At 65.1% G+C, this 14,849-nt stretch carries 15 protein-coding genes; 8 read left to right on the top strand and 7 right to left on the bottom strand.

The window, feature by feature from the left end:
* The first annotated feature begins 94 nt into the window (after positions 1 to 94).
* Both D3876_RS03055 and D3876_RS03060 read left to right on the top strand, forming a co-directional pair.
* Positions 95 to 607, top strand: coding sequence for a sterol desaturase family protein (locus D3876_RS03055; RefSeq protein WP_119760955.1), 513 nt, complete (start codon positions 95 to 97; stop codon positions 605 to 607).
* Entirely contained in the window at positions 604 to 1,008 is a 405-nt protein-coding gene (locus D3876_RS03060; protein ID WP_119759621.1) for a hypothetical protein, read from the top strand. Before D3876_RS03055 ends, D3876_RS03060 begins: the two co-directional genes overlap by 4 nt.
* On the opposite strand, the gene D3876_RS03065 is transcribed toward D3876_RS03060, so the two are convergent.
* Genes D3876_RS03065 through crtY form a run of 5 tightly spaced genes read right to left on the bottom strand, consistent with a single transcriptional unit; the run spans position 1,005 to position 5,686 of the window.
* Positions 1,005 to 1,517, bottom strand: coding sequence for an O-acetyl-ADP-ribose deacetylase (locus D3876_RS03065; protein ID WP_119759622.1), 513 nt, complete (start codon positions 1,515 to 1,517; stop codon positions 1,005 to 1,007). The two genes, D3876_RS03060 and D3876_RS03065, sit on opposite strands and share 4 nt — an antisense overlap.
* Complete coding sequence (locus tag D3876_RS03070; RefSeq protein WP_119759623.1) at positions 1,514 to 2,479, bottom strand: phytoene/squalene synthase family protein; 966 nt, start codon at positions 2,477 to 2,479, stop codon at positions 1,514 to 1,516. Before D3876_RS03070 ends, D3876_RS03065 begins: the two co-directional genes overlap by 4 nt.
* On the bottom strand, positions 2,455 to 3,036 hold the full coding sequence (locus D3876_RS03075; protein WP_119759624.1) for an LOG family protein: 582 nt from the start codon (positions 3,034 to 3,036) through the stop codon (positions 2,455 to 2,457). The genes D3876_RS03070 and D3876_RS03075 overlap by 25 nt, the downstream gene beginning before the upstream one ends.
* On the bottom strand, positions 3,033 to 4,526 hold the full coding sequence (locus D3876_RS03080; RefSeq protein ID WP_238475215.1) for a phytoene desaturase: 1,494 nt from the start codon (positions 4,524 to 4,526) through the stop codon (positions 3,033 to 3,035). The genes D3876_RS03075 and D3876_RS03080 overlap by 4 nt, the downstream gene beginning before the upstream one ends.
* The gene (crtY, locus tag D3876_RS03085) at positions 4,523 to 5,686 is read right to left on the bottom strand and encodes a lycopene beta-cyclase CrtY (RefSeq protein WP_119759625.1); all 1,164 of its coding nucleotides are present in this window, start codon (positions 5,684 to 5,686) and stop codon (positions 4,523 to 4,525) included. Before crtY ends, D3876_RS03080 begins: the two co-directional genes overlap by 4 nt.
* Positions 5,687 to 5,788: 102 nt before the next feature.
* On the opposite strand from crtY, the gene D3876_RS03090 reads away from it, so the two are divergent.
* The 5 genes from D3876_RS03090 to D3876_RS03110 all read left to right on the top strand — a co-directional run bounded on the left by D3876_RS03090 (position 5,789) and on the right by D3876_RS03110 (position 9,417).
* A complete protein-coding gene (locus D3876_RS03090) occupies positions 5,789 to 6,721 on the top strand; it encodes a DUF808 domain-containing protein (RefSeq protein WP_119759626.1) in 933 nt (310 codons plus the stop codon).
* Positions 6,722 to 6,797: 76 nt separating this feature from the next.
* On the top strand, positions 6,798 to 7,382 hold the full coding sequence (locus tag D3876_RS03095; RefSeq protein WP_119759627.1) for a TetR/AcrR family transcriptional regulator: 585 nt from the start codon (positions 6,798 to 6,800) through the stop codon (positions 7,380 to 7,382).
* Positions 7,379 to 8,167, top strand: coding sequence for a sterol desaturase family protein (locus D3876_RS03100; protein ID WP_420801931.1), 789 nt, complete (start codon positions 7,379 to 7,381; stop codon positions 8,165 to 8,167). Before D3876_RS03095 ends, D3876_RS03100 begins: the two co-directional genes overlap by 4 nt.
* Complete coding sequence (locus D3876_RS03105; RefSeq protein ID WP_238475216.1) at positions 8,127 to 8,522, top strand: DUF2141 domain-containing protein; 396 nt, start codon at positions 8,127 to 8,129, stop codon at positions 8,520 to 8,522. The genes D3876_RS03100 and D3876_RS03105 overlap by 41 nt, the downstream gene beginning before the upstream one ends.
* A 70-nt stretch (positions 8,523 to 8,592) precedes the next feature.
* On the top strand, positions 8,593 to 9,417 hold the full coding sequence (locus D3876_RS03110; protein ID WP_119759628.1) for a MipA/OmpV family protein: 825 nt from the start codon (positions 8,593 to 8,595) through the stop codon (positions 9,415 to 9,417).
* Between the two features lie 170 nt (positions 9,418 to 9,587).
* On the opposite strand, the gene D3876_RS03115 is transcribed toward D3876_RS03110, so the two are convergent.
* Positions 9,588 to 9,890 carry a hypothetical protein gene (locus D3876_RS03115; protein ID WP_119759629.1) on the bottom strand — a complete coding sequence of 101 codons (303 nt, stop codon included), beginning with the start codon at positions 9,888 to 9,890 and terminating at the stop codon, positions 9,588 to 9,590.
* A 24-nt stretch (positions 9,891 to 9,914) separates the two neighbouring features.
* Positions 9,915 to 12,809 carry a M16 family metallopeptidase gene (locus D3876_RS03120; RefSeq protein WP_420801932.1) on the bottom strand — a complete coding sequence of 965 codons (2,895 nt, stop codon included), beginning with the start codon at positions 12,807 to 12,809 and terminating at the stop codon, positions 9,915 to 9,917.
* 313 nt (positions 12,810 to 13,122) lie between these two features.
* Between D3876_RS03120 and D3876_RS03125 the strand changes: the two genes are divergently transcribed.
* On the top strand, positions 13,123 to 14,763 hold the full coding sequence (locus tag D3876_RS03125; RefSeq protein WP_119759630.1) for a M28 family metallopeptidase: 1,641 nt from the start codon (positions 13,123 to 13,125) through the stop codon (positions 14,761 to 14,763).
* Positions 14,764 to 14,849 lie beyond the last annotated feature (86 nt).

Below are 14,849 nucleotides of genomic sequence, written 5' to 3' on the forward strand. Positions count from 1 at the left end.
CAGCATCCATATCGAAGACCCCGCAAGACGGACAGATGGACCCTGAAACAAGTTCAGGGTGACGGAAGAGGCGTGTGACGCCTATATCCATCCCATGCACTGGTCACTCGGCATCCTGCTTTTCGCCGCCACCATCGCGGCGATGGAGGGCTTTGCCTATGCCGCGCATCGCTGGGTGATGCACGGGCCCGGCTGGTTTCTCCACAAGAGCCATCACCGGCCGCGTACGGGCAATTGGGAGCTCAATGATCTCTACGCGGTGATTTTCGCGGTCCCTTCGATCGTGCTGCTGCTGGGCGGCGTCCAGCTCGACTGGGGCGACTGGGCCACATGGGTTGGCGCGGGCATCGCGGGCTATGGCGCCATCTATTTCGGCTTTCACGACGTGATCGTGCACAAGCGGCTCGATCACCGCTATCTGCCGAAATCCGATTATATGAAGCGGATCGTGCAAGCCCACCGGCTGCATCATGTGGTCGAAACCCGCGAGGGCACGGTCAGCTTCGGCTTCCTCTGGGCGCCGCGTCCCGAGGTGCTCAAGGCCACGCTCGCGGCGCGCGGCCATGCGGGCGTTCGAGCGCCAGCGGCACAGGATCGCGCGGGGTGACGCGAGCGCTCGACTGGCTTGCGCGCACCATAATTGTCGCGCTGAGCCTGATCGCGACGCTTTCGATCATCGGCTCCATCGCCGCGATCCCATCGGGCAGCATCGAACAGCGGCTGCGCATGGACATGGCACACCAACCGACCGAGCTGCCCGATGATCCTCGGTCCTCCCCCGATACCGAAACGCGAGGCGGTGACGTTTCCCGGGCGCAAGGGACGGGCGCAAGCAAACTGGTTGCGCTGCCCCCGTCCCCGCCACGCAACGCGCTCGAGCCCTGGCTCGAATCGATCACCTATGCGCTGATCGCGATTGCAGCGCTGCTGGCGGCCGGCGTCTTCCTGTTGTGGCGTGCGCTCGGTCACTGGCGCCGCCTGGCCGATGCCGCCGAACCGCGGATCTAGTCCGCCAGCGCCCGGCGATAGGCATCAAGCACATCGCTGCCGAAACAGGCGAAGATCACCCGCTCGATCTGGGGCTCGACCTCCAGAAAATCGCGCACCTCGCGAACCGCGATCGCGGTCGCCGCATCGACGGGATAGCCATAGATCCCGCAACTGATCGCCGGAAACGCAATGCTCGCAACGCCGCAATCGGTGGCGAGCGTCAGGCTGCGGCGATAGCAGGATGCGAGCAGGTCGGGTTCCCCGGCCCCGCCGCCGCGCCAGACGGGCCCTACGGTGTGGATCACATGGCGCGCAGGCAACCTGTAGCCCCGCGTTATCCGCGCCTCGCCCGTCGGGCATCCGCCCAGCGCGGCGCATTCAGCGAGCAGGTCGGGGCCAGCCGCGCGGTGGATCGCCCCATCCACCCCGCCGCCGCCGAGCAGGCTCGAATTGGCGGCATTGACGATGGCATCCACCGCAAGCCGCGTGATATCGACTTGCAGCGCCTCGATGCGGTCACCGCTCATGACGGCTGCTCCTTCGGTCTCGTCCACAATCCGTCACGCGAATGCGCGCGCGATGGCTTTCCCAACGCCTGCGCCAGCGCGCGCGCCACCCAGCCCAGCTTGGCTCGACGCGACGTCACGACGCGGTGGTCCCATCCGTGATCGCCGGACGCGACGACCGTGCGCACGATATCGCCATATATGCCCGCGGCCGCAAGCACTGCCCAGCGCGCGCGGAACGGCAGCCGCATGGCGCCGCTCCGCGCCGACGCTTCATACTCGGCAGCCATCTCCCCCAGCCATTTCGCCATCACCGCCAGGCGCGGGCGGAATTGCGGCTTCATCTGCTCGCCAGGCGGAATGTCGAGTTCGACCAGCCAGTCGAGCGGCAGATAGCAGCGCGCCGCGCGGTCATCCTCCTCGATATCGCGCGCGATATTGGCGAGCTGGAAGGCGATGCCGAGATCGGCGGCGCGATCGAGCGTATCCGTATCCTCGCGGTCAACACCCATGACACGCGCCATCATCACCCCGACGACGCCGGCGACATGATAGCAATAGGTCAGCAGGTCCTGCTCAGTGCGCGGGCGCCAGTCCTCGGCATCGAGCGCGAAGCCCCGAATATGGTCGAGCGGCAGATGATGCGGGATCGCGCATTCGCGCACGACGATGCCCAGCGCATCAAAGGCGGGTTCGCCCGCTATCTGGCCCGAAAGCGCTGCCTCGGTCATCGCGCTGATATAGTCCAGCCGCGTCTCGGGGTCGGCAACGGCGACCATGTCCCCGCCATGATCCTGCCCATCCGCAAGGTCATCGCATTTGCGGCACCAGGCATAGAGCAGCCAGGCGCGCTCGCGCGTCGTCCGGTCGAACAGTCGGCTGGCCAGCGCGAAGGAGCGCGAACCGCGTGCGATACTCTCGCCCGCGGTCGCCACGAGCGCCTCGCGGCTTGCGCCGGTCACAGGTCCTTGCGGCCGATCCATTTGCCTGTCTGCGGCGGAACATAGTCCGCCAGCAGGTCAATGAGGTCGGCGACGCTTTCGGCGACGATCAGCATGTCACGGTGATCCTGCGTCAGGAAACCTTGCACGACCATATTGTCGAGAAACGCGATCAGCGCGTCGTAATAGCCGCCGACATTGATCAGCGCGCAGGGCTTGGGATGATAGCCGAGCTGTCCCCAGGTCCAGACCTCGAACAGCTCCTCCATCGTCCCGATCCCGCCGGGGAGCGCGATGAAGCCGTCGGCGCGCTCGGCCATCAGCGCCTTGCGCTCGTGCATATTGGCGGTGATGTGCAGTTCGGTGCAGCCCTGATGCGCGAGCTCGCGCTCGACCAGCGCCTGCGGGATCACGCCGATCACCTCGCCGCCGGCCTCAAGCGCCGCATCCGCGAGCACGCCCATCAGCCCGACATTGCCGCCGCCATAGACGAGCCCGATCCCCGCGCTCGCGAGTTCGCGGCCGAGCGCGGCGGCGGCCTCGCGGTGCGCCGGGTCGAAGCCCGGGCTCGAACCGCAAAAGACCGTGAAGTTCGTCATCGTCTCAAATCCTCCAGCATCAACCCGGCGGTGGCCTTGGCGCTCGCAACGACGCCGGGGATGCCCGCACCGGGATGCGTGCCCGCGCCCGTGAAGTAAAGGTTGGAAATCGCGTCGTCGCGGTTGTGCGTACGGAACCACGCGCTCTGCGTCAGGATCGGCTCGAGCGAAAAGGCGCTGCCGTGATGCGCGCGGAGATCGACCGCAAAGTCGCTCGGCGCATAATGGAATTTGGTCACGATCCGCTCATGAATGTCGGGGATCAGCCGCCGCCCGATCTCGTCGAGAATGCGTTTCTCGAGGATCGGACCGATCTCGCCCCAGTCGACGGGCAGCTTGCCGAGATGGGGGACGGGCGCGAGCGCGTAGAAGGTCGAATGTCCCTCGGGTGCGAGCGATGGGTCGGTCACCGTCGGGTGGTGGAGGTAGAGCGCGAAATCCTCGCTCAGCACGCCGTGGTCGAAAATATCGGTCAGCAGTCCGCGATAGCGCGGGCCGAACAGTATCGAATGATGCGGGATCCCCGGCCAGGTACCCTTGATCCCGAAATGGACGATGAACAGCGAGGGAGAGAAGCGCTTGGCTGACAGCGCTTCAGCCATGCGTGCCCCACGCCGATTGCCACCGAGCAGGTCGCGATAGCTGTGCATGATGTCGGCATTGCTCGCCACCGCATCGGCCTCCATGTGCCAGCCGCTTTCGGTGCGCACGCCCGAGACGCGGTCGCCCACGGTTTCGATCTGCGCCACCGGATCGCCCAGTCGCAGCGTGCCGCCCAGCCGCTCGAAATGCGTCACCATGCCCGCAACGAGCCGGTTGGTGCCACCCTTGGCAAACCACACACCGTCGCGCTTCTCGATGGTGTGGATGAGCGCGTAGATCGCACTCGTCGTCATCGGATTGCCGCCGACGAGCAGCGTGTGGAAGCTCAGCGCCTCGCGCAGCTTTTCGTTCTGGACGAAGTGCGAGACCATCGAATAGACCGATCGCCAGGCCTGATAGCGCGCCAGCGCGGGTGCGGCCTTGATCATTGTCGCAAAGTCGAGGAACGCGGTGGCGCCCAGCTTCTCATAGCCTTCGGCGTGCACTCCGGCGGAATAGTCGAGGAACTTCTCGTATCCCTGCAGATCCATCGGGTTGAGCCGCGCGATCTCGGCGCGAAGCTGCGTCTCGTCGTTCGAATAGTCGAACTGCGTCCCGTCGGGCCAGTTGAGCCGGTAGAAGGGCGACACGGGCTCGAGCGTCACATCGTCCGACATCGAACGTCCAGACAATGCCCACAGCTCGATCAGACAACGCGGATCGGTGATGACTGTGGGGCCCGCATCGAAGGTGAAGCCGTCCCTTTCCCAGTAATAGGCGCGCCCGCCGGGCTTGTCGCGCGCCTCGATGATCGTCGTGTCCACGCCCGCCGATTGCAGGCGGATCGCGAGCGCAAGCCCGCCAAAACCCGCCCCGATGATCGCCGCCCTCTTTCCCCCCAGGCTCAAGCGCGCTTCTCCCTGACCGCCGCGATCGCCCGTCCGATCGGCACGGGCGGTTTCCCGCTCAATATCCGGAGCTTGTCGAGCCCCGTCGAGCGCGCGGCATAGAAGCGGGATATCAGCGCGGGATCAAGCCGATAGAAGCGCTCCAGAATCCGGTAGCGTTGATCGGGCTCGGCGGCGCGAAACAGCATCTTGTTGAGCAGCCGGTAAAAGCCGCGGCTTCGCCACGCGTCGCGCGCATGTTCGAACAGCCGGTCGTGCAGCGCCTCGCCCGCGAAATCGGGCATGTCCGCGATCAGGATCGCGGTGCGGACCGCATCGGGCAACGAATAGCCTGTCGTGGGGTGAAACAGCCCCGCGCGCATCCCCGCCTTGGGCACCTGTGTGCCTCCCATGTCCCAATAACGTTCGAAATCGCCGCCCATGCAGACTGGAAGCACGCCCGTCTCTTCGCGCGCGACATGATCGACCAGCCAGCCGCGCGCCCGCGCATAATCGGCGATCCGCCCGCGCAACCGCATCGCGTCGACGCCGGGGGTATCGCTGTAATAGGTGTCCTCGACGAAGACACGTTCCTCGCCAAAGGGCAGCGCATAGACGAAGCGATAGCCGTCCTGCTGCGCAACCGTTGCGTCCATCACCATCGGGCGGTCGCGCAGGTGCGGTTCGGCCAGCACCAGCTCCTGCCCGACAAACTTCTGCCAGCCGAGGTCGAGCGCCGACAAATCGGCCGCGCCGCGCGCGTCGATCACGCCCTGCGCACGTATCCGGTCGCCGCCCGCCAGCACCACGCTCGATCGCGTCAGCGCGGCAACGCGCCGCTCGGTCATCAGCGCCTTTGCGGGCAGCGTCGCGCGGACATGCCGGTCGAGCGTTTCGGACAGGATCGCATAATAGCGCCCATCGAGCGATCGGCTGTGCGCCGGAAACGCGACGTCATGGCCGCGCCACATATGCGCGACCGCAGGAGCAACGAGCCAGCGGTGCTCGGCGGCGACGTCGCTGCCGAAAAAGGACCACACATGATCGCCGCCGATGACGGCGCTCGTCTCGATCAGCCGGATGTCGAGTTCGGGGCGGCGCGCATGGAGCGCGAGTGCGATCAACGAGCCGGCGAGGCCGCCGCCGACGATCGCAATGTCACAGGATGTCTTGCTTGGCATTTGGCCCCGGCCCTACAGAGCTTTTTGTGAAAGCTCAAAGGGCTGGAGTCGCGCTGCGCGACTTTCGGCTTCACCGGGGCGCAAAAGGGGATCAGCCGCACCATGCCATCGGGACTAGCCGCTCTGCTCGACGACGTCGCAGGCATCGCCAAGCTCGCCGCCGCGTCGGTCGACGATGTCTCGGCGGCGGCTGGCAAGGCGGGCGCCAAGGCCGCGGGGGTCGTGATCGACGATACCGCGGTCACGCCGCGCTATGTCGTCGGCTTCCATCCCAATCGCGAACTGCCGATGATCTGGCGTATCGCGCTGGGTTCGCTCAAGAACAAGCTTCTCTTCCTGCTGCCCGCAGCACTGCTCCTCAGCGCCTTCGCGCCTTGGGCGATCACGCCATTGCTGATACTGGGTGGCGCCTATCTCTGCTTCGAGGGCGCCGAAAAGGTGATCGAGTCCCTTTTCGGCGAGGGCGGGCATGATGCCGGCGAAAGCGTCGCTGAAAGCGATGATCCGGCGCATCTCGAGCAGCAAAAGGTCAGCGGCGCGATCCGCACCGACTTCATCCTCTCGGCCGAGATCATGGCGATCGCGCTCGCCGACGTCGCCGACCGGCCGATCTGGACGCAGGGCACGGTGCTCGCGGTGGTCGGTGTGCTCGTGACGCTGGGTGTCTATGGCGTCGTCGCGCTGATCGTGAAAATGGATGATATCGGGCTCCATCTCGCGGAAAAGCCGTCCGCTGTCCTGCGCCAGATCGGTCGAGGTCTCGTCAAGGCGATGCCGTGGCTGCTCTCGGCGCTGGCGACGATCGGCACCGCCGCGATGATCTGGGTCGGCGGCGGGATCATCGTTCACGGGATCGAGCAATACGGGCTCGAGACGATCCCCCATTTCATTCATCACACCGCCGAGGTTGCGGGTCACGCGATGCCCTTCGCGGGGGGCGCGGTCGAATGGATTGTCGGCGCCATCGGCGCGGGCATCGTCGGTCTCGCGATCGGCGCAGCGATCGTCGCGGTGGTGCACCGGGTGAAGCACTGATCGCACGCGCCTTGTATTTTGTATCGTTTCGCAGAAAACTGACCGCGCAGAACTTGTCTTCGAAACGGCATAGAAATTGAACAAACCCGCCCGCGGACGCCCGCGCAGCTTCGATGCGCAACAGGTACTCGGCATTGTCGCCGATTGCTTTCGCGATGGCGGCTATTCCGCAACCTCGCTCGACGAGATCGCCGCGGCGACGGGGCTCAACCGTCCCAGCCTCTATGCCGCCTATGGCGACAAAAAGGCTATGTATCTGGCCGCGCTCGCGCGCCAGCACGACGCGATCGCCCAGTCTTTCGACCGACTGGATGCCGAGGCGCTTGGCCTGCGCGACACGATCGCCGCGCTCTTCGCCTGGTCGATCGCCAGCTATCTTGCGGGCCCGCATGGTGCGCGCGGCTGCCTCGCCGTCGGCACCGCTTCCGCCGAAGCCGTCCGGGACGCGGATATTCGCGCGGCGCTTGATCGCACCCTCGCCCTCGTCGACACGCGGATCGCGCGTTGGTTCGTGCGCGATGGCATTGCCGACGGCGCAGGCCGCGCGCAGCTTGTCGGCGCGGCCATCCATTCGCTCGGCGTCCGGGTGCGCGCCGGGCAACCCCGCGAAACGCTCGAGGCGATCGCCGCGCAGGCAATCGAGGCGATCGTGCCGCGATGAGCATCGCTGGCGCCATCGCGCTTTCGGCGCTCGCGATGACGCTCATCGTTGGCGTGCGCTATCTGGTCGCGAGCGGCGGCTTCGCGTTCGCGACGCGGCTGCGCCATCCTGGGCTCTATGCCGGGCTTGATGCGCAGATGCGGCGCGAGATCGGCTGGTCGCTCGCCAGCGCCGCAATTTACGGCGTCCCCGCGGGTGTCATCGCCTGGGGCTGGCAGAACCGGGGCTGGACGCGGATCTATTCGACGCTTGGCGAATGGCCGCTCTGGTACTGGCCGCTATCGGTGCTGCTCTACCTCGCCGCGCACGATAGCTGGTTCTACTGGACGCACCGCTGGATGCATCGTCCGCAGCCCTTCCGCATCGCGCACGCGGTCCATCATGCCAGCCGCCCGCCCACCGCATGGGCGGCGATGAGCTTCCACCCGATCGAGGCGCTAACCGGCGCGGTGGTCATTCCCGCGCTCGTCTTTCTGATCCCGATCCATGTCGGCGCGCTCGCGCTTGTGCTCACGATCATGACGGTTATGGGTGTGACCAATCACATGGGGTGGGAAATCTTCCCGCGTTTCGTCCATTCAGGGCCTTTGGGGGGCTGGCTGATCACCGCGAGCCATCATCAGCGGCACCATCAGGATTACAGGTGCAACTATGGGCTCTATTTCCGCGTCTGGGATCGGTTGTGCGGCACCGACAATGGGCTTGGCCGCTTCGATCCGCCGGATCGCGGGCGCGGTGCTGATCATGACCGTGCTCGGCGGGGCGACGGCGCCGGGATCGCTTGACCTCGACTTTGAGGGGTTGCGGTCGGCCAAGGGGCTGATCCAGATCTGCCTCACCGCCAACCCCAAGGGCTTTCCGGATTGCAAGGCGGACAGCAGCGCCATCACCCGCACGCTAAAAGCTGGGCAGCGCAGCACGCGTTTCGATGCGCTTGCGGCTGGCGACTATGCCGTTTCGGTGATCCATGACGAGAACGCCAATGCCCGGCTCGATACCTTTGCCGGCATCCCGCGCGAGGGCTTTGGCTTCTCGCGCAACCCCGTGATCACCTTCGGCCCGCCCGGCTTCAATTCGGCGCGCTTCGCCGTTGGAACAGCGCCCGTGAAGCAGACCGTCCGGTTCCGCTATTTCCTGTGATCGGTGACGGTTGCGCAACTATTTGACGTCGCGCCACGTTTCTGTTGGGTAGCACCTGAAAGGATACCGGATGACAGGTCGACCACCCTTATTGCGCGTCGCGGCATTGCTTGTCCTGTGCGCGTCCACCCCCGCTCTCGCCCGAGAGGACGATACCGTCACGCTCGGCGGAGGGGTTGCCTATGGCCCCAGTTACGAGGGTTCGGACGATTACCAGATCATCCCGGGCGCACAGGTGCGCGGCAAGGTTGACGGCTACAGCTTCTTCATGCGCGGGCTGCAATTCTATGCTGATCTGGTGCGTGAAGCGCCCGAGGAGACGCTGGATCTCTCGTTCGGGCCGGTGGTGGGTGCGCGGCTCAACCGCGTGACGAGCATCAAGGATGCGCAGGTCCGTGCGCTCGGCAAGCTCGACCCCGCTTTCGAGCTCGGCGCCTATGTCGGTATCGGCAAGACCGGCGTGATCACCAGCGCCTATGACAGCCTGGCCTTCCGTGTGGCCTACACCGCCGATGTCGCAAGCGCGCACAAGAGCTATGTCATCACCCCCTCCATCGAATATGGCACGCCACTCAGCAAGCAGACCTATGTCGGGGTCGGCGCGTCCGCCGACTATGTGGGCGATGGCTTTGCGCGCTATTATTACAGCGTCAGCCCGGCGGGCTCCGCCGCGAGCGGCCTGTCCACGTTCGATGCCGATGGCGGCTTCAAGAGCGTCTCGCTCAATCTGCTCGGCGCGCAGTCGCTCGAGGGCGATCTGCGCGCGGGCTGGTCGCTCTTTGCAGTAGGCGGCTGGACCAAGCTGCTCGGCGACTTCAAGCGCAGCCCGGTGGTGAGCGAAGCGGGCGACGACGACCAGTGGTTCGGCGCGTTCGGCGTGGCCTACACTTTCTGAATCCTATTGCCGTCATGCCAGCGAAAGAGCGTCGGGCCGGATCGTCCGCCGGACGATCCTTGAACATGCGGGGCATGTTCAACCCGATGCTCATCCCCCGAAGAGTTCGCGCGGAATTCGACAAGAGACCCCAGCTTTCGCTGGGGTGACGGTTAAGATTTGGGAATGCGTTACGCCTGACGCGTGCCCGTCAGCGGGAAACTGCCGAACGCGCCTGCACCCGCGCTGCCCGTGATGCTGTCGCCGTCGATTCTGGCGGTGCAGTCGAGCGTCATCGGCATGGGCACCTTGAGGTTCATCTTCCAGCTCAGCGTATCGCCGTCGACCTTGCCGTCCTCGACGTCCATCGCGCCCATCGCGCCGGTCATGTTGCCGACAAAGCTGCCGCCGGTGCTGTTCACCGTCAGCACCGCCTTCTGATCGCCCAACGGCGACTTGATGACGCAATCCCAGGCGCCGTCCACATTAGCCATGTCATATCCTCCCTTGGTCAAAAATCACTGCGCTGCGGGGACGACCTCGACGGGAAGTCCCAGCCCGTCGAGCTGGCTGCGTATCTTGGCGGCATCGCCGACGACGACCCAGACCATCTGGTCCGCCTTGATCGCGTCGCGCGCGGCCTTGTCGAGTTCGGCTGCTGTCATCGCGCGATAGCGTGCGGCGAGCGTGTCGTAATAATCGTCCGAACGCCGGTAGAGCACATTGCGCTGGATCCCGCCGAGCACGTCGGCCGCGGTTTCGTAGCTGCCCGGAAGCTCGCGAATGCTGCCGTTCCTCGTGCGTTCTAGTTCCGCGGCCGTCACCCCCTTGCTTCCGAGGAAGTCGCGGATCTGCTGCTGAAGCGCGGCGATCGACGGCCCCGTCTTGTCGGCCTGGACGGGCGCGAATACCAGATAGGGCGTCCGTTCGACGACGCGGTTGACCTGCGCGCGCACGCCATAGGACCAGCCCTTGGTTTCGCGCAGATCCATGTTGATCCGCGACAGGAAATTGCCGCCGAGCACGTCATTGGCCGAAAGCAGCGACGTGATCTCCTCGGTGCCCTTCAAGGGCAGGACGAGCCCGCCCACGATCAGCGACTGCGGTGAATCCTTGCGATCGACGAGAACGATGCGGGGCTTGGGCGCGGGGATGGCGGCGCTGAAATTCTTCGCTCCCGCCGGGCCGGTCGCCGCCCACTGGCCAAAGCGCGTCTCGAGCAACGGGGTAATCGTCGCCAATGGCTGATCGCTCACCACGAAGATCGTCGCTTTCTCGGGACGGAACCACGCGCGGTGGAAGGCGATCAGTTCGTCGCGGCTCACTTTCTCCACCGCCTTGGGATCGCCCGTACCCGTGAAGGGAACGCCGTAAGGATGCGCCTTGCCATAGAGCAGCGGCGGCAGCGTCCGGAGCGCCAGCCCCTGCGGCTGCGTCATCTCGTCCGAGATCCGCGCGAGCTGCTGGACGCGCAGACGCTCGACCTCGGCTGGGGCGAAAGCCGGGTTCCGGACGATATCGGCATAGAGTTCGAGCGAAGGCGCCAGATTGTCCGACAGCGCGAAGAGGTTGACCGAGGTGCGGTCCATCGAGGCATAGCTGCTGATCGACGCGCCGAGGATTTCCTGCCGCTCGGCGATCTGCACCGAGTTGCGCGTCGTCGTGCCCTCGTCGAGCAGCGCCAGCATCAGCGACTGGGTGCCGAGCCTGGCTTTGGAATCGGCGGCGTTGCCAGCATCGAAGCTCAGCGACACCTGCGTGATCGGCACCGCGTCGCGGTGTGCATAGACGATCTCGATGCCATTGGAGAGCTTCGCGCGCGTCACCGTCGGGAAATCGAGATCCGCAATCGGTCCGACATCGGGCAGCTTGGAACGGTCGACCGCCGCGAGCGGGGCGGATGTCCCGGATCCTTCCGTCGCTTCCAGGGGCGCGATCTTGGCGGGCGCCGCAAGGGGCTTTTCGCCCTTTGCGGGCGCCTTGTAATAGGACGGCGCGAAGGTCCCGCGCGACGCCTTGGCCTCCTCATAGGCTTCGCGCTCACCGGGCACGACGGTCAGCGCGTAAACCGGGCGGCTCAACCATTTCTGCATCGCCGCGGTCACCTGCGCGGGCGTCGCAGCGGCATAGCCGGCAAGCTGCTTCCTGTAGAATTCGGGATCGTCCGAATAGAGCTCGCCCTCGGCCAGCGCGACCGCCTTGCCGCCAAAGCCGCCCACCGATTCAAGGCCGGAGATGCGGTTCGCCACGGTCCTGGTGGCAACGCGCTTCACCTCTTCGGCGCTGGGACCGTTCTTGAAATAGTCGGCGAGGATCGCATCGAGCCGTTTCGAAACTGCAGCGGCATCGACGCCGGGCTTCACATCGACCTGAACCTCGAACATGCTCAATTGTGCGAACTGCTGCAGCTCCGCAGAGACGCGCACCGCCAGCTTCTCATCGCGCACCAGAATATTGTCGAGCCGCGAGCTGGCGAGCCCGCCAAGCACCGTCGCGCCCACCGAAAGCGGTACCGCATCGGCATCGTTGAGCCCGGGCACGATCCAGTCACGATAGAGCCGCGTCGTCGCGACCCGATCCTTCATCACCTCATCCTTGCGCGCGCTGAGCGTCGGCACGGGCGACGCGATCTTCGCCTGTTGCGGCCCGCGCGCGATGTCGCCGAAATATTTCTCGACCAGCGGCTTTGCGGTCGCCGCATCGATATCGCCCGCGAGCACGAGGATGGCGTTGTTGGGGCCATAATGCTGGCGGAACCAGTTCTTGACGTCCTCAAGGCTCGCTGCGTCGAGATCGGCCATCGAACCGATCGTGGAATGACCATAGGGGTGATCGGCAGGCAGCATCGCCGCGATCTGCGCATATTCGACCAGGCCATAGGGCTGGTTGTCGCCCTGCCGCTTCTCGTTCTGGACGACGCCGATCTGGTTGGTGAGCTTTTCCTGCGTCACCGCGCCGAGCAAATGCCCCATCCGGTCGGATTCGAGGAACAGTGTGCGCTCGAGCGCGGCTGTGGGGACCGACTCGAAATAATTGGTGCGGTCGAACCAGGTGGTGCCGTTGAGATCGGTGGCGCCGATCTGCTGGAGCGGCTCGAAGAAATCGCCCGGCGCGTTCTCCGAACCGTTGAACATCAGATGCTCGAAAAGATGCGCAAAGCCTGTTTTGCCCTTGGGCTCATGCTTCGACCCGACATCGTACCACACCGAAACCGCGACGATCGGGGCCTTGCGGTCGGTGTGGACGAACACGCGCAGCCCGTTGGCCAGCGTGAATTCCTGATAGGGTATGTCGACCTTCTTGATGAGACTGCTGACCGGAGCGGGCGCGGGTTCGGCCGGCTGCGCGCTTGCGGAATACGACGAGAACGCGATCAGGGGCACGGCGAGCAGGCCGGCGAGCATATGACGCATCAATACATCCTTATTCGAAACCTGCCGGGACAATAGCAGCCGCCATCTCACTGACAAGCGGCGCTTCTGCAAAGGTATGACGGGGACCGACGAAGGCAAACTGCCCTGCCATCATCTGCGTCCCGTCGCCCCAGCGCAGGCTGGGGCCCAGACGATGCGTACGCGAGCCCCAAACCTTCAATATGCTTCACAGCATTGCTTGGGCCCCAGCCTGCGCTGGGGCGACAACTTTCGTTTCATCTGCATCTTTCTCACCGCACGCATATGCGATAGGCCTCAGTCCCATCACACACACCATCTCCAAGGACACGCAATGAAATTTCCGACAATCGCCGCGGCGCTGGCGCTCGTATCGGCCTCAACCGCGGCGATCGCGCAATCGGACGCGCAACCCGAATTTCGACCCGAAGCGGTCAGGGCGCATGTCGAATTCCTTGCCGATGATCTGCTTGAAGGCCGCGATGCGGGCACCCGCGGCTACGACATCGCCGCGCGTTACGTCGCCACGCGCTTCGAGGCGCTGGGGCTGAAGCCTGCGGCCGACGGCGGCTGGTATCAGCAGGTCCCCTTTGTCGAAATGAAACTGAAGGCCAGGGACAGCGCCGCGATCACCATCGGCAATACGCGCTTTGCCAATGCGGGCGACGTGCTGATCGGCGCGGAGACCTCCGAAGCGCGCGACGCAATGCAGGGCGAGGTGGTGTTTGTCGGCTTCGGCCTCGACAAGCCTGAACTCGGCTTTGACGACTATGCCGGGCTCGATGTGAAGGGCAAGATTGTCGCGGTGCTGAGCGGGGCGCCCAAGGGGACGCCGAGCGAGATCGGCGCGCACCTCGCTTCCGAAAAGAACAAGATGGCGGCGGCGCGCGGTGCGATCGGGGTCATCTCGATCCAGACGCTCGAGCGCCAGAAATTGCGTCCTTGGGCGCGCACCGTCCAGTTCGCCGATGAACCCGACATCGCCTGGGCCGATGCGGCAGGCAAGGCGCACAGCGACACGCCCGAAATCCGCTTCACTGCGACGCTCAACACGCCCGCGGCCGACGCGCTGTTCAAGGGCGCGCCGAAGACGCTTTCCACGATCCTCGCACAGGCCGACAAGAAGGGCGGCAAGCCCAAGGGCTTCGCGCTCAAGTCCGTGGTGAAGATGGAGCGTGAGGTTCAGCAACGCCGCTTCACCAGCCCCAATGTCGTGGCCGTCCTCCCCGGCTCGGATCCTGCGCTCGCGGGCGAATATGTGCTGCTGATGGCGCATCTCGACCATGAGGGCGTCAAGGGCGACGCAAAGGACGGCGACAAGATCTACAATGGCGCGATGGACAATGCCGCAGGCATCGCCACGATGCTCGAGGTCGCGCGCGCCATGGCGGCCGCGCCCGACAAGCCCAAACGCCCCGTCGTGTTCGCGGCGGTGACCGCGGAGGAGGACGGGCTGCTCGGCTCCGAATATCTCGCGCGTCATCCGTTGACCAAGGATGGCAAGGTCGTTGGCGTCGTCAATCTCGACATGCCGATCCTGCTCTACGATTTCACCGACGTGATTGCCTTCGGCGCCGAACATTCCACGCTCGGTCCGATCACCGCAAAGGCCGCGGCCAGCGCGGGTGTGAAGCTGTCGCCCGATCCGCTGCCACAGGAAGGGCTGTTCACGCGCTCCGACCATTATCGCTTCGTCCAGCAGGGAATTCCCTCTATTTTCCTGATGACGGGCTTCGCCAATGGCGGCGAAAAGGCGTTCCAGAGCTTCCTGTCGACGCATTACCACCGTGTCAGCGACCAGATCGACCTGCCCTTCAACTGGGACGCGAGCGCCAAATTCGCGAAGATCAATTATCTCATCGCCAAGGCGATCGCCGACGCACCGATAGCACCGCGCTGGTATGCCGGCAGCTTCTTCGGTGACACCTTCGCCGCTGCGCAGGAAAAGGCGCCCGCAACCAGGGCGGGAAAATAGCTTCGACCGACAACGGCACCCCGGCGGAAGCCGGGGTCCAGGGATGGCCGTCATGGAGCCACTCCGAATATCGGCTGTCCTACACC

Origin of the sequence: Sphingomonas cavernae (genome assembly GCF_003590775.1) — a bacterium.
Lineage (GTDB): Bacteria > Pseudomonadota > Alphaproteobacteria > Sphingomonadales > Sphingomonadaceae > Sphingobium_A > Sphingobium_A cavernae.

Excerpts from the sequence above, each read along its gene's own strand:
- D3876_RS03075 (WP_119759624.1), bottom strand. The coding sequence starts at position 3,036 with ATGACGAACTTCACGGTCTTTTGCGGTTCGAGCCCGGGCTTCGACCCG.
- D3876_RS03105 (WP_238475216.1), top strand. The coding sequence starts at position 8,127 with ATGACCGTGCTCGGCGGGGCGACGGCGCCGGGATCGCTTGACCTCGAC.
- D3876_RS03120 (WP_420801932.1), bottom strand. The coding sequence starts at position 12,809 with ATGCGTCATATGCTCGCCGGCCTGCTCGCCGTGCCCCTGATCGCGTTC.
- D3876_RS03070 (WP_119759623.1), bottom strand. The coding sequence starts at position 2,479 with ATGGATCGGCCGCAAGGACCTGTGACCGGCGCAAGCCGCGAGGCGCTC.
- D3876_RS03065 (WP_119759622.1), bottom strand. The coding sequence starts at position 1,517 with ATGAGCGGTGACCGCATCGAGGCGCTGCAAGTCGATATCACGCGGCTT.
- D3876_RS03110 (WP_119759628.1), top strand. The coding sequence starts at position 8,593 with ATGACAGGTCGACCACCCTTATTGCGCGTCGCGGCATTGCTTGTCCTG.
- D3876_RS03055 (WP_119760955.1), top strand. The coding sequence starts at position 95 with ATGCACTGGTCACTCGGCATCCTGCTTTTCGCCGCCACCATCGCGGCG.
- D3876_RS03125 (WP_119759630.1), top strand. The coding sequence starts at position 13,123 with ATGAAATTTCCGACAATCGCCGCGGCGCTGGCGCTCGTATCGGCCTCA.
- D3876_RS03115 (WP_119759629.1), bottom strand. The coding sequence starts at position 9,890 with ATGGCTAATGTGGACGGCGCCTGGGATTGCGTCATCAAGTCGCCGTTG.
- crtY (WP_119759625.1), bottom strand. The coding sequence starts at position 5,686 with ATGCCAAGCAAGACATCCTGTGACATTGCGATCGTCGGCGGCGGCCTC.
- D3876_RS03100 (WP_420801931.1), top strand. The coding sequence starts at position 7,379 with ATGAGCATCGCTGGCGCCATCGCGCTTTCGGCGCTCGCGATGACGCTC.
- D3876_RS03090 (WP_119759626.1), top strand. The coding sequence starts at position 5,789 with ATGCCATCGGGACTAGCCGCTCTGCTCGACGACGTCGCAGGCATCGCC.